The sequence below is a fragment of the Streptosporangium sp. NPDC051023 genome, assembly GCF_040689595.1.
GTDB lineage: Bacteria > Actinomycetota > Actinomycetes > Streptosporangiales > Streptosporangiaceae > Streptosporangium.
In genome coordinates this window covers 1-18,845 of sequence record NZ_JBFBCE010000130.1, presented here as the reverse complement: position 1 = coordinate 18,845, position 18,845 = coordinate 1, and the positions used below count along the sequence as shown (strand labels likewise).

The 18,845-nt window shown below is 66.8% G+C and carries 20 protein-coding genes and 3 tRNA genes; 14 read left to right on the top strand and 9 right to left on the bottom strand.

Translation table 11 applies throughout. The annotated features are described in order from the left end of the window. The 3 genes from AB0395_RS44680 to AB0395_RS44670 all read right to left on the bottom strand — a co-directional run. A partial coding sequence (locus tag AB0395_RS44680; RefSeq protein WP_366293327.1) for a caspase family protein occupies positions 1-2,821 on the bottom strand: 2,821 nt, incomplete at its 3' end. Beyond that, the gene (locus AB0395_RS44675; protein WP_366293324.1) at positions 2,818-3,189 is read right to left on the bottom strand and encodes a hypothetical protein; all 372 of its coding nucleotides are present in this window, start codon (positions 3,187-3,189) and stop codon (positions 2,818-2,820) included. The genes AB0395_RS44675 and AB0395_RS44680, both read right to left, overlap by 4 nt. Before the next feature lie 791 nt (positions 3,190-3,980). Continuing rightward, on the bottom strand, positions 3,981-4,274 hold the full coding sequence (locus AB0395_RS44670) for a winged helix-turn-helix domain-containing protein (protein WP_366293321.1): 294 nt from the start codon (positions 4,272-4,274) through the stop codon (positions 3,981-3,983). A 389-nt stretch (positions 4,275-4,663) separates the two neighbouring features. Here AB0395_RS44670 and AB0395_RS44665 point away from each other — a divergent pair, with 389 nt between their 5' ends. Continuing rightward, the gene (locus AB0395_RS44665; protein ID WP_366293319.1) at positions 4,664-5,881 is read left to right on the top strand and encodes a helix-turn-helix transcriptional regulator; all 1,218 of its coding nucleotides are present in this window, start codon (positions 4,664-4,666) and stop codon (positions 5,879-5,881) included. A 191-nt stretch (positions 5,882-6,072) separates the two neighbouring features. Here the strand turns inward: AB0395_RS44665 and AB0395_RS44660 are convergent, their stop codons facing one another. Continuing rightward, on the bottom strand, positions 6,073-6,459 hold the full coding sequence (locus AB0395_RS44660; RefSeq protein ID WP_366293316.1) for a GntR family transcriptional regulator: 387 nt from the start codon (positions 6,457-6,459) through the stop codon (positions 6,073-6,075). Positions 6,460-6,603: 144 nt separating this feature from the next. Between AB0395_RS44660 and AB0395_RS44655 the strand changes: the two genes are divergently transcribed. The 10 genes from AB0395_RS44655 to AB0395_RS44610 all read left to right on the top strand — a co-directional run bounded on the left by AB0395_RS44655 (position 6,604) and on the right by AB0395_RS44610 (position 13,141). Then, positions 6,604-6,945, top strand: coding sequence for a hypothetical protein (locus AB0395_RS44655; protein WP_366293314.1), 342 nt, complete (start codon positions 6,604-6,606; stop codon positions 6,943-6,945). Beyond that, positions 6,938-8,320, top strand: a complete 1,383-nt coding sequence (locus tag AB0395_RS44650; RefSeq protein WP_366293312.1) for an FtsK/SpoIIIE domain-containing protein — start codon at positions 6,938-6,940, stop codon at positions 8,318-8,320. The genes AB0395_RS44655 and AB0395_RS44650 overlap by 8 nt, the downstream gene beginning before the upstream one ends. Before the next feature lie 6 nt (positions 8,321-8,326). Then, a complete protein-coding gene (locus AB0395_RS44645; RefSeq protein WP_366293309.1) occupies positions 8,327-8,968 on the top strand; it encodes a DUF2637 domain-containing protein in 642 nt (213 codons plus the stop codon). Between the two features lie 14 nt (positions 8,969-8,982). Then, positions 8,983-9,339, top strand: coding sequence for a hypothetical protein (locus AB0395_RS44640; protein ID WP_366293306.1), 357 nt, complete (start codon positions 8,983-8,985; stop codon positions 9,337-9,339). Positions 9,340-9,355: 16 nt separating this feature from the next. After that, a complete protein-coding gene (locus AB0395_RS44635; RefSeq protein ID WP_366293303.1) occupies positions 9,356-9,526 on the top strand; it encodes a hypothetical protein in 171 nt (56 codons plus the stop codon). Further along, positions 9,523-9,645 (top strand): hypothetical protein, encoded by a 123-nt coding sequence (locus AB0395_RS44630; protein WP_366293300.1) that lies wholly within the window; start codon positions 9,523-9,525, stop codon positions 9,643-9,645. Before AB0395_RS44635 ends, AB0395_RS44630 begins: the two co-directional genes overlap by 4 nt. Positions 9,646-9,777: 132 nt before the next feature. Further along, on the top strand, positions 9,778-11,133 hold the full coding sequence (locus AB0395_RS44625) for a replication initiator (protein WP_366293330.1): 1,356 nt from the start codon (positions 9,778-9,780) through the stop codon (positions 11,131-11,133). After that, complete coding sequence (locus AB0395_RS44620) at positions 11,126-11,302, top strand: helix-turn-helix domain-containing protein (protein WP_366293297.1); 177 nt, start codon at positions 11,126-11,128, stop codon at positions 11,300-11,302. Before AB0395_RS44625 ends, AB0395_RS44620 begins: the two co-directional genes overlap by 8 nt. Then, the gene (locus tag AB0395_RS44615; protein ID WP_366293293.1) at positions 11,302-12,573 is read left to right on the top strand and encodes a tyrosine-type recombinase/integrase; all 1,272 of its coding nucleotides are present in this window, start codon (positions 11,302-11,304) and stop codon (positions 12,571-12,573) included. The genes AB0395_RS44620 and AB0395_RS44615 overlap by 1 nt, the downstream gene beginning before the upstream one ends. 229 nt (positions 12,574-12,802) lie before the next feature. Then, complete coding sequence (locus AB0395_RS44610) at positions 12,803-13,141, top strand: hypothetical protein (RefSeq protein ID WP_366293290.1); 339 nt, start codon at positions 12,803-12,805, stop codon at positions 13,139-13,141. 87 nt (positions 13,142-13,228) lie between these two features. Here AB0395_RS44610 and AB0395_RS44605 read toward each other — a convergent pair. The 4 genes from AB0395_RS44605 to AB0395_RS44590 form a co-directional block, all read right to left on the bottom strand. Continuing rightward, a tRNA-Phe gene (locus AB0395_RS44605) sits at positions 13,229-13,302 on the bottom strand. Positions 13,303-13,330: 28 nt separating this feature from the next. Beyond that, positions 13,331-13,405, bottom strand: a tRNA-Asp gene (locus tag AB0395_RS44600). A gap of 107 nt (positions 13,406-13,512) precedes the next feature. Continuing rightward, positions 13,513-13,585 (bottom strand) — tRNA-Glu (locus tag AB0395_RS44595). A 93-nt stretch (positions 13,586-13,678) separates the two neighbouring features. Beyond that, the gene (locus AB0395_RS44590; protein WP_366293287.1) at positions 13,679-15,175 is read right to left on the bottom strand and encodes a metallophosphoesterase; all 1,497 of its coding nucleotides are present in this window, start codon (positions 15,173-15,175) and stop codon (positions 13,679-13,681) included. Between the two features lie 42 nt (positions 15,176-15,217). On the opposite strand from AB0395_RS44590, the gene AB0395_RS44585 reads away from it, so the two are divergent. Continuing rightward, positions 15,218-15,559 (top strand): metallopeptidase family protein, encoded by a 342-nt coding sequence (locus AB0395_RS44585; RefSeq protein WP_366293285.1) that lies wholly within the window; start codon positions 15,218-15,220, stop codon positions 15,557-15,559. A 227-nt stretch (positions 15,560-15,786) separates the two neighbouring features. Continuing rightward, the gene (locus AB0395_RS44580) at positions 15,787-17,022 is read left to right on the top strand and encodes an MFS transporter (RefSeq protein ID WP_366293282.1); all 1,236 of its coding nucleotides are present in this window, start codon (positions 15,787-15,789) and stop codon (positions 17,020-17,022) included. A 1-nt stretch (position 17,023) separates the two neighbouring features. On the opposite strand, the gene AB0395_RS44575 is transcribed toward AB0395_RS44580, so the two are convergent. Beyond that, positions 17,024-17,497: a PspC domain-containing protein gene (locus tag AB0395_RS44575; protein WP_366293279.1), complete on the bottom strand. Its 474-nt coding sequence runs from the start codon at positions 17,495-17,497 to the stop codon at positions 17,024-17,026. Between the two features lie 121 nt (positions 17,498-17,618). On the opposite strand from AB0395_RS44575, the gene AB0395_RS44570 reads away from it, so the two are divergent. Then, the gene (locus tag AB0395_RS44570; protein ID WP_366293276.1) at positions 17,619-18,776 is read left to right on the top strand and encodes an acyl-CoA dehydrogenase family protein; all 1,158 of its coding nucleotides are present in this window, start codon (positions 17,619-17,621) and stop codon (positions 18,774-18,776) included. The last annotated feature ends 69 nt before the right edge of the window (positions 18,777-18,845 follow it).

The window sequence follows — 18,845 nt, the reverse complement described above, 5'->3', positions numbered from 1 at the left end:
GACTGAACGCCACCGCAGACACGTTGTCTTGGTGGCCGGTGAGGGTGGTGATCAGCTTGCCGGTCTTCGCCTCCCACACCCGGGCGGTCTTGTCGCTGCTGGCGGTGGCCAGACGTGACCCGTCGGGACTGAACGCCACCGCAGACACGCTGTCTTGGTGGCCGGTGAGAGTGGCGCGTTGCGGGCTGAGGAAGGCCTTGAGCATGCTTACGCGTGCTTCGTCGGTGGGGGCGATGTGCCAGGCGGTGGTGCTCAACTGTCGTGCCAGCACGATGTTGGAATCGGCAATGTTCTCGCTTTGCGCCGCAAGCTGGCGTGACAGGAAGCGTGCGCTCTCTTCGGCGGCAGTGACCGCCAGGTAGCTGGCGACGCCGGTGGCGGTGACCGCCAAGACCAGAAGCAGGCTCAGAGCGAGCAGCGTCTGGCGGCGGCGGCGGGTGCGGCGGGTTTCGGCGTGGTCGCCGGCCTGTAGAAAGTCGCGGACGGTGCCGGTCAGGGCGGGGTAGCGGCCGGGATCGCTCTGCCATAGCGTGCGGGCCTGCTGGGCGGCGTCCAGGCGGGTGCCCTGGTAGAGGAAGGCTGCGTCGTGGTCATGCTGGTGCCATTGGGCGGCGTCTTCGCTGAGCTGCTGATGGATCAGCAGGGTGGCGCGGTCGGTGTCGATCCACAGGCGCAGCTGGGGCCAGGCCCGGATCAGGGCTTCATGGGTGATCTGTGCGGTGTCGCTGTCCACGGTGAGCAGGCGGGCGTGCACGAAGTGGTCCACCACCCGGCGGACGGCGGCATGTTCGGGAGCGTCGGCGGCAGGCAGCAGATCGGTCAACGGCAGGGTGCGACGGGTGTCGTCCTGGCCGTCGCCGAGCCGTACCAGGCGGGTGAGCAGCCGGCGGGCGATCTGGCGGGCGGGCAGGTCAAGGTGGTCCAGGGTGGCATCGGCGGTGCGGGCCAGGGCTCGGCGGATTCCGCCGGTGGCGCGGTATCCGGCCATGGTCAGCGTCCGGTCTTCCCGGTGCTGCCAGGTGACCAGCAGCGCGTGTGACAGCAATGGCAGTACTCCGCCCGCGCCGGTGGCGCCGCCGATCCCGTCCGTACCGTTGCTCGCGGTGCCCGTACTGGCGGCAATCAGCTGTGAAGGGATGGAGTCGGCGAGAAGGGTGTCAGTGCCGATGTCGTCCAGGACGAGGTCGATCAGCCCGGGTTCGAGGGTGAGCCCGGCCCGCTGGGCGGGGCCTTCGATCGCCTGCCGTAGCTGGGCGGGGGTCATCGGGCCGACGACGACGGCATGTTCCAGCGCGGGGACCAGTTCCAGGTGGGTGGCGCAGTGCCCGAAGAAGTCAGCTCGCATGCCGATGACGACCACCGCCACAGCTGTCCCACTCGTCGCAACACCTGCCGTGGCCGCCGTGACGGCGGTCTTGGCCGTACCTGAGCCTGCGGTGCCTTTTGTTGAATCTGCCGTGCTCGTTGTGTTCGCAGTACCTTGAGCGGGTGTGGCGCCAGTGGTTCTCTGGCCAAGGGTGTGGAGGGCGCGGATGAAGGTCCGCCGCTGATGCTCGTCGGAGCAGGCGGTGAACAGTTCTTCGAACTGGTCGGCCACGATCACCGCCTGGCGGGTCCCCATCGCCTGCCTGAGCAGACTCCCCAGCACGGCCGGGTCCTGCTCCAGTTGCTTGCGCAGGTCCACAGAGGGCATACCGGTCAGCGGGGCCAGGCGGGCGGCCAGCATGCTCACCGGGTCGGCGCCGGGGGTGAGAAGGATGACCTCGGTGCCGGGTGAGCGGTGCAGGGCCGGGATCAGACCCGCGCGCAGCAGCGAGGACTTACCTGAGCCGGATGGTCCGGTCACCACCAGCAGGTCCCCGGCGGTGACCTGGGCGGCGACCCGGTCGATGAGCACCCGGGTCAGCTCAGTGCGGCCGAAGAAGTACTCGGCGTCGTGCGGCCCGTAGGCGACCAGCCCTCGATACGGGCTGAACTGCCCGCTGTCCTGTGCCACCTGGTCACCGCCTCGACCACTCCCCAGATCGTTTGACGACTTTGTCGGGTGGGCGGTGCCCGTGGGATGGGCGGGGTTGGGTGCCACGGGCTGGTGGTCACCGTGGTCGGTGGCTTGACGGCGGGGCGCGGGAAAGCCCTGCTCGGGCAGCGTGCGGGCCAGGCAGCGGTAGATGTCGTCCAGGGTGAGCACCGCCGGTGCGGTGGGATCCCCATCGGTGAGCAGGGTGATCAGTGCGCCGGTGAAGGCGGTGTGCCGTTGCCCGGGCGGAGCCCAGGCGGCCTGGTCGCGGCCCGCGGCGGCCAGCAGGTAGGTGCCCTGCGGAGTGGCCTCCAGCAGCCGCTGGCCCGCCTCCCGGGCGGCAGGGGTGGCCCGCCCGGAAAAGCAGCAGTCCATCACGATCACGATCACCGGCGCGGTACATTGCGCCACGACCTGGCGCAGCGTGGCGTACGGCAGCGCCTGATGCGCGGGGATCCCCTTGGTCAGGTCGGCGGTGGCGTGCGTGGCCAGATGGAGTTCGTTGCCGGTGTCGACCAGACCGTGACCCAGGTAGTAGACCACCAGTACGTCGGTGGCCTGCCGGGCCGCCTTGACGAGGGCCGCGCCGAACTCCACCGGCCCGGCCGGATCGATCATGGTGGTCAGCGCGGCCGGGTCCAGTCCCGCCCGCTCCACCAGGCAGCGGCCGAGATCGGTGACGGTGTCGGCCACCGCGCCGACCTCGGGCAGGGATGATCCGGCGGTGTAGGTTCCCGAGCCCACCACCACGACGCGGGCGCCCGGGGAGGCGAGCATCAGCCGCGGGCTGCGGTCGGCGGTCATTCGTCGGGGTCAGTGGTCTCGAACAGGTGGGTGATGTGGGTGGTCAGCTCGCGGAGCTGGGCCGGATTCAGGTCCTTGACGCCTTTGGCGGTGACCTCCAGAGTCTCCCCGTCTTCCCCGCCGCGAGTCAGTTTCACCCCGACCTCGCCGGAGCGGTTGGACAGCCAGGCGATCAGGACGCTGGCGGCGGTGGCCGCGCCGCCACCGGCGCCTAAGATCAGCTGCAGAGCATCCAGGGGGGCACCCAGCGCTCCGGCGGGGATCGCCGCCTCGCGAATCCTGACCCGGCCCCGCAAATCGGATTCTTCCGACATCCAGGAATGTAGATCGCGAAGTAGGTCCGCGACCTCGTTGCCCGAGATGGTCACGAAAATACCCATAGGACTCCCTTAGTCCGATGCGAACTTATTATGCGGATATGTTGATTCCGGGGAATTGTAGCGGAGTTGCCGCTCCATCCTGATACGGCCGGTATGTATATGTTGGCAAATCCCGGAACTTACCGATGGCGATTGCCGAAATCACGCACGTTCCGTTGACGCGAAGAACCGGAAGCCAGAGTGAGCAGGGTTGACACCAGCGGGTGTCATGCCGCATGCGCGGGAGCCTGCTCTCTCGGCACGCGTTGATCGACTTTCGAGGGATTCCGGTTTGTCTCCCGCGCGTCACCGTTCTACTCCATGGTGAGGAAATCGATCATCACAAAACCGGCGAGCGTACTGATATCTGGGCAATCAGCGAGGAGCGCCTTGTAGTCCTGATCGAAAGGTTCCGGGCTGAACGCCGTCTATATGAAGATCAGGGTCGGGAGAAAGACTGGTCTCCTGAGGAGCAATAGATGTAGGCAGAACCGGCACATGGATGCCTATCCAACCGGCGCGATCGAGAAGCCAGCCTGCGTTCAGGCAGCTCCGAGGATCGGGCGCGTGGGCGGCGCGGCCGCGACCGGCCGAAGAGCCGCAGCGCGGCCAGCGACCGCCCGACGCGCGGCGAGACGCCGAAGGCGGATCGCCTTTAAAGGCGTGGAGAAAGTTCTCATCCGGCGAAGCTGGCGGTCGCTGACCTGGTCTAACTCCGTAGCAGAACTCTCCGGACTGTCGGGTGATGCTTTACAAGGTCGACAGCGGCTCGCCCCTGGTCTCCGTTCGAGAAGTGCCGGCTACTTCTCCAAAGTGTTGCCGGTTGAGGTCGCTTCCCCCTCGGGGACACTGACGAAGCTGCCGAGGTTGGGCACCGTGTAGATCTTGTTCGCCTCACGGAGGCGCTCCATGGCCTTGCGGATGGTCGGGCGCGAGACGCCGAACTCCTCCATGAGCTTGACCTCGGAGATCTTGAACTTGGGCCCCCACTCCCCCGACTCGATCCGGGACAGCAGGACCTCGAGGATCTGCTCCCAGCGAGAGCGGTCCTCGTCGAACTCCCAGGCGCGTGCGTGCTCGACATATCTGGCCACGTTACGACCGTAGGAAGAAGCTTCACGGCGTCTCACACCAGCTCATGGAGCTCCATGGACTAGACAGGTACTTACAGGCCTGCCTATCCTCGTTACACAACACCAGTGAGCGGAGACCTGGAGGTGATCCGAGACCGCGTCCTGTTCCGCAGCAGACAGAGAACGTGGAACGAGCTCATATGACAAATCTGACATAAGTCCCGCCCAACGATTCCGACACGGCGCATCACGCAAGCGACGCACACGGAATGACAACTTCAAAGCTCACCATTTCCGCAGGTCAGAACCGACCTGCGGCTAGACGTGCTTTCTGACTGGCATTTTTTCTGCCAGTGACACGGATCACCCCGCTTATCGTCGAACCAGACAACGAGAGGCAGGGGGACAGCGTGACTACCGAGAGCATGACGATGGGCCAGAGAATCGCGCGGGCTCGTCACCGGAAGGGCTGGGATCAGACCACGCTCGCCGAGAAGATCGGCCGGTCGGTCTCCTGGCTCTCCAAGGTAGAGAACGGGCGGATGCCACTCGATCGGATGAGCGTCGTCGGCCAGCTCGCCGAGGCACTCGGGGTGGAGATGCCCGAGCTCACCGGCCAGCCGTATCGACACGAGACGGCGGAGCTCGACTCCGGCCACTCGGCGATTCCCGGACTTCGGCTGGCTCTCCAGCAGGCCACCATGCCGGGCGGGGCCGCGCTCCTGGGCAACCGGGAACCACGGGGCCTCGACGACCTGGAGGCGAACGTCCGGCTTGCCGAGCGTCTCCGCCAGGACGCCAAGTTCACCGCCCTCGGCGAGGTGCTGCCGAGCATCATCACCGACCTCCTGCTCATCACCTCCACCTCGTCAGCGGACCGCGATCGGGCAGAGGCACTGATGCTACGGGCCTGCCACATGGCGCGCGTCTCCTCCAACCTCCTCGGACACCATGACCTCGGGTGGACGGCCGTACAGCGGGAACTGGTCGCTGCCCAGCAGGTCGGCTCTCCGGAGCTCGTCGCCGCGGCGTCCTGGGACCTGTGCGGCGTCTGGCTTCACGAGGCGGCGCTTGATCCCGCCAAGAACGCGGCGCTGTCCGCGCTTGATCAGCTTGAACCGTACGTGGGAACCGGTGACGATTCGCTCCGAGCGCTATGGGGAGCGCTTCACCTCCGGGCGGCGGTCGCCTTCTCCCGGCTATGGAAACAGACTGAGGCTGAAAGCCACCTGACCGAGGCCCGGCACGTCGCCGAACTGCTGCCAGCCGATGGCAACGTCTTCCAGACCCAGTTCAACCGCGTTAACACGACCATTCACTCGGTCGAGGTCAGCATGGAACTGGGACGGCCGCGCGATGTGATCACGCGGGCGGAACAGGTGGAGGTCGCCGAGATCGCCTCGTCGGAGAGGCAGGCGCACTACTGGACCTGCGCGGCGGCGGGCTATCACATGAATCGTAAGGAGAACGAGGCTGCGGAGGCGATCCTCCGTGCAGATCGCATCGCTCCTCAGCATGTTCGCAACCGTCCTCTGGTCCGCAACGTCGTGCGTGACCTCCGGGACAGCGGCAAACACCTTCGCCAGCGTGAGATCTCCATACTCGCCCAGGCGATGAGGCTGGCCTGATCCTCAGCTCGTCCGGTGAGCCTGTCCGCGCATGGCTCCCCATCTATCGGGTTCCACAGGGCGCTCACGCCCTGCCTAAACGAATGGGGCAGTACTCGTGGGTCTCAATGAGATCGAACGGCAGATCTTGCTACGTGAACTGGCGGAGATCGCGGCCGAGCTTGCCGAGCTTCAGCGGCGCGCGCTCGGGCTCACCGTTCGGGTTGATCAGGGTGAGTCCGGGCGTCTAGCTCGTCCAGCCTGAAGCTGAGCTTCTGCACATGTTCCCGGATCTCTCGGAGCTGCTGCGAGAGGAGGAGGAACTCCTCGCTGTGCTCCTCGGTGGCGGCCTGATGGTCGTCACCGTTTTCCGGCGTTCCGATCACGAAGCTTCCTGATCCCTGGCGAGTCTCGATCAGTCCTTCGTCGCGCAGTACGGCGAGCGCGTTGCCGATGGTCATCATCGCGACGCCGTACTTGTCCGCGAGCTCCCGGGCAACGGGAAGCTGCTCCCCCACGGCGTAGCGGCCAGCGGCTATCTCCCGGCGGATGTCGTCGGCGATCCGCAGGTAAGGCCGTCGTCGGTCGGTGTTGCCCATAACCACACAGTAGCCGTTCTAGGCATCTAGGTCTCTGGGCAACCTGTAAGAACTTTGAAGGCAACCTAGCTGTATCGGTTTACAATCCTAGATATCTAGGTATCTTTATAACTAGCACAGTCACTCTCTGGAGGTTCCAAGCTCATGCGCAACATCCCGATCCCCGTCGACACGGCCCAGCTCCAGTTCGTCTGCGTCAAGGCGCCGTGCCCCCGGATCATCGACAAGGAAACCGGCGAGCTCAAGATCGACAAGGCCAGCGGCCAGACGGTCTACGAGGTGCTGTTCTCGGTGGAGAACACCTTCGGCAAGATCGAACTCGTCAAGATCAGCATCGTCGGAGAGCCCCAGGTCTCCCCCGGCGATGAGGTCAAGCCGGTCGGCATGGTCGGCTACGTCTGGGAGATCGGCGGACGCTGGGGCATCGCCTACCGTGCCTCGGCCTTCCGGGTCGCCTCCGCTCCCGTGGAGGCGCGCGGTGTCTGACGAGTTCCTTCTCACGTTCGGGGTCCTGGCCGCTGCGGCGGCCGGGCTCTGGGCCTGGCGACGCTGGCACCACCGATCCTTCTGGCTGTGCCTGGGCTATCCGCGGGCGGCTCTCACGGTTTGGTTCACCTGGCGCAAGGTCGCCTTGGGCTGCGGGCTGACCAAGAAGCGGCAGCGGTTCTGGTTCACCACCGTCCCCGGCCCGGTCGCCTCGACCGGCGTCGTCCGGGTCAAACGGCGCTTGCAGCGCATCGCGGTTGACACCAAGCCGTGGATGCGGTTCCCGCTGCCCACCCGATACGGCTGGCGCGTCACCCTCCATCTGCTGGAGGGGCAGATCCCCGGCGACTACGCCGAAGTCGCCGAACGGCTGGCGCATTCCTGGGGCGTGCACGCCGTCCGGGTCTCGTCCCCCCGCCCCGGACGGGTCGTACTGGCCGCGACCATTCGAGATCCGCTGGTGCGCATCGACCAGTTTCCCGCCTCGCCCGAGTTACTCAAGGTCACCGTGGGACGGTTGGAGACCGGCAAGCCATGGGTGATCGACTTCCGGACCATCCCGCACTGGCTGAACGCCGGAGCGACACAGTCCGGCAAGTCCAACCTCGCCAACGCATTGCTCGTCGGCCTGGCTTCGCAACCGGTGGCACTGGTCGGCTTCGACCTCAAAGGCGGAGTGGAGTTCACCCCATACAGCTGCCGCCTGTCGGCACTGGCCACCTCGCGCGCCGAGTGCGTCGGTCTGCTGGATGACCTGGTGGGGCTGATGGTCGATCGGATGACCGCCTGCCGTACAGCGGGCGCCCGCAACATCTGGCAGCTTCCCGACGACCGGCGGCCGGTACCTGTGGTAGTCCTGGTCGACGAACTGGCCGAGCTGTACCTGATGGCCGACAAGTCCGAGAAAGACGAGATCGCCAAGACCTCCACGGCCCTGCTGCGGGTGGCGCAGCTCGGGCGGGCGTTCGGGATCTACCTGTTCTGCTGCGGCCAGCGCATCGGCTCCGACCTCGGCCCCGGCGTCACCGCCCTGCGCGCCCAGTGCTCCGGACGTATCTGCCACCGGGTCAACGACCCCGAAACCGCGACCATGACCCTCGGCGACCTCGACCCGGCCGCCCTGGTCTCCGCCCGTGCCATCGCCGCCGAAACGCCAGGCGTCGCGATCGTGGCCTCCCAGGACGGCCAGTGGTACCGGGCCCGTTCCTTCTACGTCTCCGAACAAGCCGCCGAACATGCGGCTCGGATGTACGCCGATCTCACCCCCTCATGGGCCGAGATCACGACCGGCGACCACTCCGCCGAGGTGACCGATGCCGACCTCGCCCAGTTCCTCACTCCTGCCGCCGTCGTCCCGGAACCCCGGAAGGACTGACCCCTCATGCGACGCCTCGCCTCCTGGCTGCTGGACTCCGGCCCCGTCCTCGTCCTGGCGCTCATCGCCGGGGCCGGCTCTTTCTCCCACGTCCGGGAGACAGCGACCGAGCACGGACAGACGGGTCCGATGGCCTGGGCCGTGGCGGTGTGCGTCGACCTGACCTGCGTCATGGCCGCCCGGGAACGGCAACGCGACAAGAAGACTGGTCGTGAGCGGAACGGCTGGGTCTCCTGGCCGACCTCCGTCCTCGTCGCCGGGATCGTCCTGTCCCTGGCCGCCAACCTTCACCAGGCCGAACCCTCGGTGTGGGGCTGGCTGACCGCAGCGACACCCGCAGCGGCGTTCCTGGTCGCCGTCTCCATGCTCGAACGACGAGCGACCGGTCCTCGTCCTGAGCCGTCCCCCGAACCGTCAGTCGCGCCGTCCTTCGTCCCCGCACTTGTCCCCGCTGCCGAAGACACCCAGGACGACGCTCCGGCGCCGTCCCCCGCGCTCATCGACTACGCCCGGCGCGTGGTCGACGAGCACCACGCCAAACACGGCACGCCAATCACCCGTGACCTGCTTCGCGCCCGCCTGGGCGTGTCCAATCAACTCGCCTCCGACCTGCTCCGCCAGCTGCGGACCGTGCCGGAAGCCCTGTGAAGGGAGCACCACCCATGTCCACCACCCCTGAGCGCCGTACGGCCTTCGTCACCGGCTTGCGGGACCTGGCCGACTTCATCGAGGCCAACCCCGGCCTGCCCATCCCGAGAAGCTCGGCCATCATCAACTACTTCCCCGAGCGCACAACCGACACCGAGATGTGCGCGGACATCGACCAGGTCGCCGGGGCTCTCGGCACGGAGATCGACCCCGTCCACCTGCCTCACGGCCACTACATGACCTCCCGGAACTTCGGGCCGATCAGCTACGAGGCCGTCGCCATCCTCACCGACGCACGTGCCCGGTACGACGCCGACAACAGCTACCAGGGCTGCGTCGTCCCCGACACCGACACCATCCACGCCGCCTGACCAAAGGACAACCATCATGCGCATCCGCCTCGACGGCACCCACGCCGAGATCACCTACAGCATGTTCCGCCTCCGCGAGATCTTCACCGTGACCTCGGTCTCACAGACCTTCCCGGACCGTACCCGGCCCAGGAACTACCGGGTCTTCGTCAACATCATCCCGCGCGAGATCAAGAGCGCACGATGACCGAACCACTCCCGGTGATCCGCTCTCGCTGCTGCACCTGCGGCGGGACCGGCGTCACCGGCGACGGCGAGACCTGTCCCGACTGCGACGGCGTCGGAATCGACAACCACGGCGCATAACCGTGAGCGCCCCCCGCCTGGCCACACAACCGCCAAGTTCCGCGCCAGGCCGGGGGCCATCCCTCACAGATCACTCTGGATAGGACGGACTCCATTTTGCCCACCCTGACCGATCCACACGCGGTAGCCGGGATGGTCTCCCGGCTCCGTGACCCGCACTACGAACGCTGGGCCTCCCAAATCCGCCGGACCGGTGGCTGTCGTCAGCCGATCCACCTGCGTGGCAAGGTCGAGCACTGGGACCGCGCCACCGGCCAACTGCTCCACCGCTACAGCACGAATCAGGAGCCGAACGGCGTGCTCCGGGTGGCCTGCAAAACTCGCCGGGCCTCGCGTTGCCCGGCCTGCGCTGAGGTCTACCGGGCCGACACCTATCAGCTCATCCGCGCGGGCCTGGTCGGCGGCAAGGGTGTCCCGGAGACGGTGAGCGCGCATCCGTGCCTGTTCGTCACCCTCACTGCCCCGTCCTTCGGGACCGTGCACACCCGGCGGGAGAAGAACGGCAAGGTCCTGCCCTGCCACGCCCGCCGCGACGCCGAGACCTGCCCGCATGGTCAGGTGATGTCCTGTACGGCTCGGCACGGGGCCGACGAGGAATGTCTCGGTGAGCCGCTGTGCCCAGACTGCTACGACCACGCCGGAAGCGTGCTGTTCAACGCCTTGTCCCCGGAGCTGTGGCGGCGCTTCACCGAGGCCCTGCGGCGGCGCGTTGCCAGGAACGCCGGACTGACCCAGCGGGAGCTCCGCGAACAGCTCGTGATCTCGTTCGCCAAGGTGGCCGAGTACCAGCGGCGTGGGGTCGTCCACTTCCACGCCGTGATCCGCCTCGACGGCCCCGACGGACCCGCCTCGCCTCCCCCGGCCTGGGCGACCGCAGATCTGCTGGGCGATGCCGTACGGCATGCCGCCTCGGCCGTCACGGTGAACGTCCCTGCGGTTCCCGGCGAGCCCACGCGTGTCTTCCGCTGGGGCGCTCAGCTCGACGTCCGGCAGATCACCATGAACGGCGACCTCACCGACCAAGCCGTAGCCGGTTACATCGCCAAGTACGCCACCAAGGCCGCCGAATGCGTCGGCACCCTCGACCGACGCGTCAACCTCCTCGACGACCTGACCACCCTGCCCATCCGCGACCACGCCCGACGGCTCATCGCCGAATGCCTCCGCCTGGGCGTCCTCGACGAACTGGCCGACCTCCGGCTCGTCCAATGGGCCCACACTCTGGGCTTCCGCGGCCACTTCTCCACCCGCTCCCGCCACTACTCCACCACCCTCGGCGACCTTCGCGCCGCCCGAGTCGACCACATGCGCGAAGAGCAGATCAGCACCGGACGGCTTCCCCTCTTCGAGGAGGACACCGTGCTCGTCATCTCCCACTGGGACTACGCCGGACAGGGCCTGTCGGCCGGTGAACAACTTCTCGCCGCCGCCTTAACCGGCACGCAGCCACCTGAGCGCACGAATCAATTGGAGGCCGCGCATGGATGACCTCGTGATCACCGTTGATGAGGCCGCCAAGAAGCTGCGCATCAGCCGATGGACCCTCTACTCCCTGATCCGCTCCAATCAGCTCAAGACCATCAAGATCGGCCGTCGTCGGCTCGTCCCGGTCGACGCGCTGGCCGAGTGCGTCGACAACCTCAAGGCGGTGGCGTGATGACCAAGACCAAGCTCGGCACTCCCGACGAGGCACCGAAGGGTAAGAAGACCCGTAAGACCCGCAAGCGGTCCAACGGCGAGGGGACGATCGTCCAGCGCAAAGACGGGCGCTATGAGGCGAAGGTCTTCGTTCCCACCACTGCGGGCACGATCAAGCGTGTCAGCGTGTACGGCAGGACCCGCGAGGAGTGTCACGCCAAGTTCGTCGAACTCAAGGCACAGACCGACCGGGGCATTCCGATGGCCGCCGAGAGCTGGACGGTCGGCGGCTACCTGACCTACTGGCTGGAGCACGTCGTCCGGGCCGAACGACGCCCCAAGACGGTGCAGGGCTACGAGGGAGTGATCCGGCGCTACCTCGTCCCTTCCCTCGGCCGGAAGCGACTCGACAAGCTCAACGCCGCAGAGGTCCGCCAGTTCGTCTCGTCCCTGCGCAACGGCTGCCAGTGCTGCCAGCGGGGCTGGGACAAGGCACGCAAGCCCGCGGAGTGCTGTGCCAAGAAGGGCGGTACCTGCTGCGAGTACAAGATCCAGCCCCGCATGGTCCAGTCGATCCACGCCGTTCTCCGCAACGCCTTGGAGAACGCTGTCCGTGAGGAGGTGATCCACCGGAACGTGGCCAAGCTCGTGAAGGTCTCACCGCCCAAGTACAAGGTCAACCGGGGCCTGACCGTCACCCAGGCCAAGGCGATCCTCAAGGCCGCTCCGGGTCACCGCCTCGGCGCGCTGTACGTCCTGGCTGTCTGCCTCGGCCTGCGGCGTGGGGAGCTTCTCGGGCTCCGCTGGCAGGACGTCGACCTGGAGGCTGGGACGCTCGAAGTGATCCAGACCCTCCAGCGGGTCGGCGGCCGACTTCAGTTCGTCAAGCCCAAGACCGACGACTCTGAGCGCACCATCCCACTCCCGCCGATCTGCCTCGATGCTCTCAAGGAGCACCGCAAGCGGCAGTTCGCCGAGCGTTCGGACCACTGGCCTGACTGGAAAGACCACGGCCTCGTGTTCCCCTCTCGGCGCGGTACGCCCATGGAGCCGGACAACCTTCGGCGGAGCTGGGGAGAGATCCGCACCGCGGCCGGACTCGGAGCCGTACGGCTCCACGACCTCCGACACACCTGCGTGAGTCTCCTGCTCGACCTGGGCGTGCCCCCGCACACAGTCCGGGAGATCGTCGGTCACTCCGACATCGAGGTCACGATGACCATCTATGCCCACGCGTCGCTTGACGACAAGCGCACAGCCCTCGGCAGACTCGGCGACGCTCTCAGCTAACCCATTCGGACCTTGCGCCATACGCCCCGGGCACATAGCTCGGGGCGCACTCGTGTCCATAAGCGGAAGAGCCGCCGTAGAGGGCTTGCGCTCAAGCGAAGCCGCAACTACTCTCCTTCCATTCACAGGATCATCCTATGAATTCTCCTCTTAAGAAGCACAGCATTACCGCCGGAGATAAATAAGCGAACCCGTAAATACTCCGGCACTACCGCGAAAGGACTTTGCGATGTCTCCTCAACTTCTCCCAGACAACCCGAACCGCGAAGCCTTGCTGAAGGCTCTGCTGGCCCTCAGCAGTCACACGCACGGGAGACCCCTGACGCCTGACGATCTCCGGATCGCCTCGGAGGAGATCTTGGCGGGCATGCTCTTAGCCGCCGCCGAGCACCTTGTCGATCAAGGCCGTAAGCAAGGCAGAGGTAACAGCCGCGGTCATCAGGCCGTCAGGGGCTACATGAACTATCTGGATGCGACCGACCTAGAAGACTTCTTCTTGGCCAGGGTGCACCGCCTCTACGCCGACATGACCTCATACAAGTCCGTACGTACGGACCCTCACCTCTAGGCGCGTTGTCGTCAGCGTTGTCGTCATCTGAAACAAGGAACGCCCCGGCCGTGATCGGCTCGGGGCGTTTCTGCTGCTCAGCTGCTGTGGTCAGGGGCGGGGTCGAACCGCCGACCTTCCGCTTTTCAGGCGGACGCTCGTACCGACTGAGCTACCTGACCTCGGTGGTGGATCGAACACCTACCAGAGCGGTCCTGACGGGACTTGAACCCGCGACCTCCACCTTGACAGGGTGGCGAGCACTCCAAACTGCTCTACAGGACCTTGCTTTGTCGGAAGTTTTCGCTTCCGTCTTTCTTGCCTTGCTTAGCTTACCAGTTCTTCGGAGGTCTTCGACCTGCCGTTTCCCTGGCGAGCTTTCGCTCAGCAGGTGCCCCCAACGGGATTCGAACCCGTGTCGCCGCCTTGAAAGGGCGGTGTCCTAGGCCACTAGACGATGGGGGCTCGGAACTGGTGTCCCGCTCCGTTGCCGTCTTCCGCTGGAGACCTCTGAAGCATAGGGGACTTTTGACCCCGATGCCAAAGCGGCGTTCCGACTTAAGGCGACGCGGTGCCGGTGGTCGATCCCGTCGGAGACGGGCTGACCGTCGGCCCAGGAGAAATTGTACGGCCAGGGGCGGTCTCAACGTGACGTTCGATCTGGACAGATTGCTCTCCGAGGCCTCCCAATGTGATGTCGTCCCAGGCCCGCAGGCGGTGTGTCTTGCGGTCGAAGTACAGGACCGAGGCCGCCACGGGAGTGGGTTCGTCGTGTTCCAGGGCGCGCAGGCCCGCGCCGCCGGTCGATCCCTGAACGAAGAGGCGGGTTCCCGAGGGAAGGAGTTCGGTCGACCGTTCATGGGAGTGGCCCGCGAGGATCATGGGGGTCATTCCGGAGAACTGCCTGGCGATCGTCGGGTCGTGCACGGCCACGAGATCGACGGGCTTGGGGTCCAGCGCGAGCCTGGTCGCGTGCGTGCGCCCCGTGGCGGCGAGGGAGTCGAGGTCGGTGTCGACGGCCACAGACTTGTCCGGGGTGAACCGGGGATCGCCGAGGCCGTAGATGCGCAGCCCGGCCACAGTCTTGACGGTGTCGTCGAGGACGATGGCGCCCTTCTGTTTCGCGACGGCCTTCTGGGTCGACCCGGAGTCGTGGTTGCCCCTGACGAAGACGTACGGCAGGCCGAACCGGCCGATCTCCTCGGCGAACTTGTCCTCAGGTCCCGTGCCGTGGTCGGTCAGGTCGCCGGTGTCCACGATCGCGTCGATCTTGAACTGGGCGGTGAGCGAGTGGATGAGGTTCCAGGCGATCGGGTTGAGATGGATGTCGGAAACGTGGAGCACCCGGATCGAGGCGGGGTCGGAGTCGTACAGCGGCAGGGCGGAGACCGTGTCGTAGAGCTGGGAGACGTTGTTGACCAGCTTGGCGAGCTGGGCCCGGTATGACTCGAACTTCGTCACGATCGACTCGGCGTCGCCCACCAGGGAGGGCGCCCCGGCGAGCAGGCCGGTGTACTTCGGCTCGACCACCGACTTGGGACGGAACGTGAGGGCGACGGCGGCCCCCGTGCCCGCGATGACGACGGCCGCGCTCAGCAGGCCCGCCAGGGCCGGCCCCGGCCTGCGGAAGACGATCAGCGAGCCGATCAGGGCCCCTGCGAGGCCGCACACGAGGGCCCGCAGGACCAACGTCTTGACCCCCTCCCGCAGCTCCCTCTCCATCATCACGGGCAGCCTGGCGGACAGTCGCGGGTCCTCCAGGAGCGTGCTGACCCGGGCAGGGTTGATGTTCTCCAGGGTGATGCGCAGGCCTACCGGCGCGTTGTGGGTGTCGAACAGGAGCGTGCCGAACGGGTGGGCGTCGAGGACGGTCTCCCCCGCCCACGACGGCTCGGCCGACATGCCGATCTCGACGGGCCCGACATTGGCGTGTACGGCTCCGCCAAGCATGATCCCGAGCCAGGCAGAGGCGATGGCCACGACGACGACGGTCACGCCCCGCACGAGTTCCTTCGCGAAGCGGCGCAGCCACCGGGTTCGGTTTCTGAGATCCATGCGCATCCCCCTTACCCGAGAACCCGGGGCACAATGGCAGGTGTGATCGAGGTCTCGAGAGAGAAGTTCGAGGAGCTCGTGGCCGAGGCGCTGGACACGATCCCTCCCGAGCTGACGAGAGTCATGGACAACGTGGTCGTGGTGGTCGTGGACGATCCGCCTGAACCGGATCTGCTTGGCCTGTACACGGGGGTTCCACTCACCGAGCGCGGGGACTGGTACGCAGGAGTGTTACCCGACCGGATCGAGATCTACCGCAACCCGATCCGGTCAATCTGCGAGACCGAAAACGATGTGGTGCGGGAAGTGCGAATCACCGTGGTCCACGAAATAGCACATCATTTCGGCATAGACGACGACAGGCTGCACGAGCTCGGCTGGTAGCCAAGCCTCACTACCCATCTTTCCCGGACACTCCGGAGATTTCCCGACATATAGCTACAGTCCGCACTGGTTTGATTGCTTTCAGTTGCGCGACGGCGATTCAGCGGGCACCGTAGGTTACATACTGACCACCCACAGTCAATGTGCCTGCAGCCCAGCGGAGTCCTATGGCGGCCACCCGGCCCGGCCGGCTACCCGGGCGGCATCGCCGCCCCGCCGAGCGCCAAGTGACATATGGCGAAATCATCGCCATCGGAGAGTTTCGCGCGCTCTGGATGGCCCAGGGGCTTTCGCTCCTCGGCGACCAGCTCTCACGAGTGGCGCTGTCCGTGCTGGTCTTCCAGCGGACCGAGTCTCCCCTGGCGACGGCGTCGGTCTACGCGCTGACCTATCTGCCCCCGATCATCGGCGGGCCGCTGCTCGCGGCCCTTGCCGACCGCCACGCCCGACGGCGCATCATGATCATCTGTGACCTGCTCAGGGCGGTCATGGTCGGGCTCATGGCGATTCCCGGCACCCCGTTCGCCGCTCTGTGCGCGCTGGTCGTCTGCGTGGTGCTGCTCAGCGCCCCGTTCTCCGCAGCCAGGGCGGCGCTGCTCCCCGAGATCCTCGAGGGTGACCGTTACGTCGTGGGCTCCGCGCTGCAGAACATGACCAACCAGGGAGCCCAGATGCTGGGCTTCGCCCTCGGCGGCGCCCTGATCATGGGCATGGGACCGTACCGGGCACTGGCCCTCGACGCGGCCACCTTCCTGGCCTCCGCGCTGATCCTGGTCGCCGGGGTACGGCGGCGCCCAGCCCCCGTCCGCGGCGACGCGGGCAGTCCCTCGATGTGGACCATGACCCGCGCAGGCGCCGGGCTCGTCTTCCGCGACGGCCGATTGCGGATGCTCGTCCTGTTCGCCTGGCTGTGCGGTTTCTACGTGCTTCCTGAGGGAATCGCTACCCCCTACGCCGCGACGCTCACCGGCGATCCGCAGCAGATCTCCTTCGTCGCGGGTCTGCTGATGGCCGCGATGCCGACCGGGACCGTCGTCGGCGCGTTCCTGTTCGGCCGATATGTCACCTCGTCGACGCGGCTCCACGTGATGGGCTGGCTGGCGATGCTGACCTGCGCGCCGCTGGTCGTGTGCGCCGTACGGCCGCCGCTCGCCGTGGTGCTGGTCCTGTGGTTCCTCTCAGGGGTCGGCGGGGCCTATCAGCTCGCGGCCAACGCCGCGTTCGTGCAGTGCATACCCGCCGAGCGGCGGGCTCTGGCCTTCGGGCTCGTGCATTCGGGACTGCTCGCCTCGCAGGGCGTCGGCATCCTCGTCGGCGGCGCCGCCGCGGACAGGCTCGGTCCCGAGATGGTGGTGGCACTGGCCGGCGCGGCGGGTCTCCTCGTCTCGGCCGCGCTGGCCGTGCTCTGGACACGATCCCGCCAGGAGATCATCGAGAGGGCTCGCGCTGAGGCGACCGCCTGAGTCACACCTGGGGGGTGGTGCCGTCGGGGTTGCGCGGGGCCGTGGGGGCGGGATACTGCTGGACCGGGTCCTGGTGGGTGGGGTACTGCGGCGCCGGCTCCTGGTGGGCCGGGTGCTGCGGGGCCGGGTAGTGGGGGTCCCGCTGGCTGGTGCTCCTGGACCAGCTCTGCTCGGCCTTCGCCCAGCCCTGCTCGGCCTTGGCCTTGGCGTCCAGCCACACCGGGTTGTCCTTGTTCCTGCTGACCAGGTCCTGGAGGATCGAGGTGTTCTTGCCCTCCTCGGGCAGGAGCAGCCAGCCGATCGCGTAGATCCCGACCCCGAGGCCACCGAAGAGGGTGGTGACGGCGAGGGCCGCGCGGATGATGTTGGGGTCGACGCCGACGTAGCGTCCGAGACCGGCGGCCACACCCGCGATGATGCGCCCGTCCTTGGTCCTGCGGAGCTGCCTGACACCCGAGAAGTCGTTTTCGTTCATGTCTTCAGACTGCCCTACAAAGGACATCACTCACATCGGGATTCCCCCTGGCACGACCCTGACATCCCTCCCGAAAGCATCGGCAATACCCTGACAGAGCCCGATGAGAGAGGAACACCCCATGGACGATCTCCTGCGCGTCGACGACACGTTCTCCGAGGAGCAACGACTCATCCGCGACACCGTGAAGGAGTTCGTCGCAGACAGGGTGCTACCCCACGTGAGCGACTGGTTCGAGGAAGCGGTCTTCCCCACTCGTGAGCTGGCACCGCTGCTCGGCTCCCTCGGACTGCTGGGCATGCACCTGGACGGGTACGGCTGCGCGGGCCTGGACGCCGTCTCGTACGGCATCGCCTGCCGGGAACTCGAGGCCGGAGACTCGGGGCTGCGGTCGTTCGTCTCCGTGCAGGGATCGCTCGCCATGTTCCCCATCTGGAAGTACGGCTCCGCGGAGCAGAAAGAGCAATGGCTCCCCCGGATGTCCGCGGGCGAGGCGATCGGCTGCTTCGGCCTCACCGAGCCCGACCACGGCTCCGACCCGGCCACCATGCGTACCCACGCCAAGCAGGACCCCTCGGGAGACTGGATCCTCAACGGCTCCAAGATGTGGATCACCAACGGCTCCGTCGCCGACGTGGCCGTGGTCTGGGCCCAGACGGAGGACGGCATCCGCGGCTTCGTGGTCCCCACCGACACGCCCGGCTTCTCCGCCCCTGAGATCCACAGGAAGATGTCCCTGAGAGCCTCGGTGACGTCCTCGCTGTACTTCGATGACGTCCGGCTCCCGGCGTCGGCCGTACTGCCTGGGGTCCGCGGCCTGAAGGGCCCGCTGTCGTGTCTCTCGGAAGCCCGCTTCGGCATCCTGTGGGGCGTCGTGGGCGCGGCTCGCGCCTGCTTGGAGTCCGCCGTCGACTACTCCAGGACCCGTGTCCAGTTCGGCAAGCCCATCGGTGGCTTCCAGCTGACCCAGGAGAAGCTCGCCTGGATGTACGTAGGTCTCGGCCAGGCTCAGCTCACCGCTCTCCATCTGGGCCGGCTGAAGGACGCGGGCACCCTCACCCCCCGCCAGGTCAGCTTCGGCAAACTCGCCAACGTCCGCGCCGCCCTGGACATCGCCCGCCAGTCACGCTCGATCCTGGGGGGCAACGGCATCACCCTGGAATATCCGGTGATCAGGCACATGAACAACCTGGAGAGCGTGCTGACCTACGAGGGGACCCAGGAGATCCACACCCTCGTCCTCGGCGAGGCCCTGACCGGCATCCCCGCCTACCGCTGAGGCACGGCCCCACCGAGGCGCGGCCCGTCGAAAGACGGGCCCGCCCCCGCATCAGAAGGAAACGCCGTG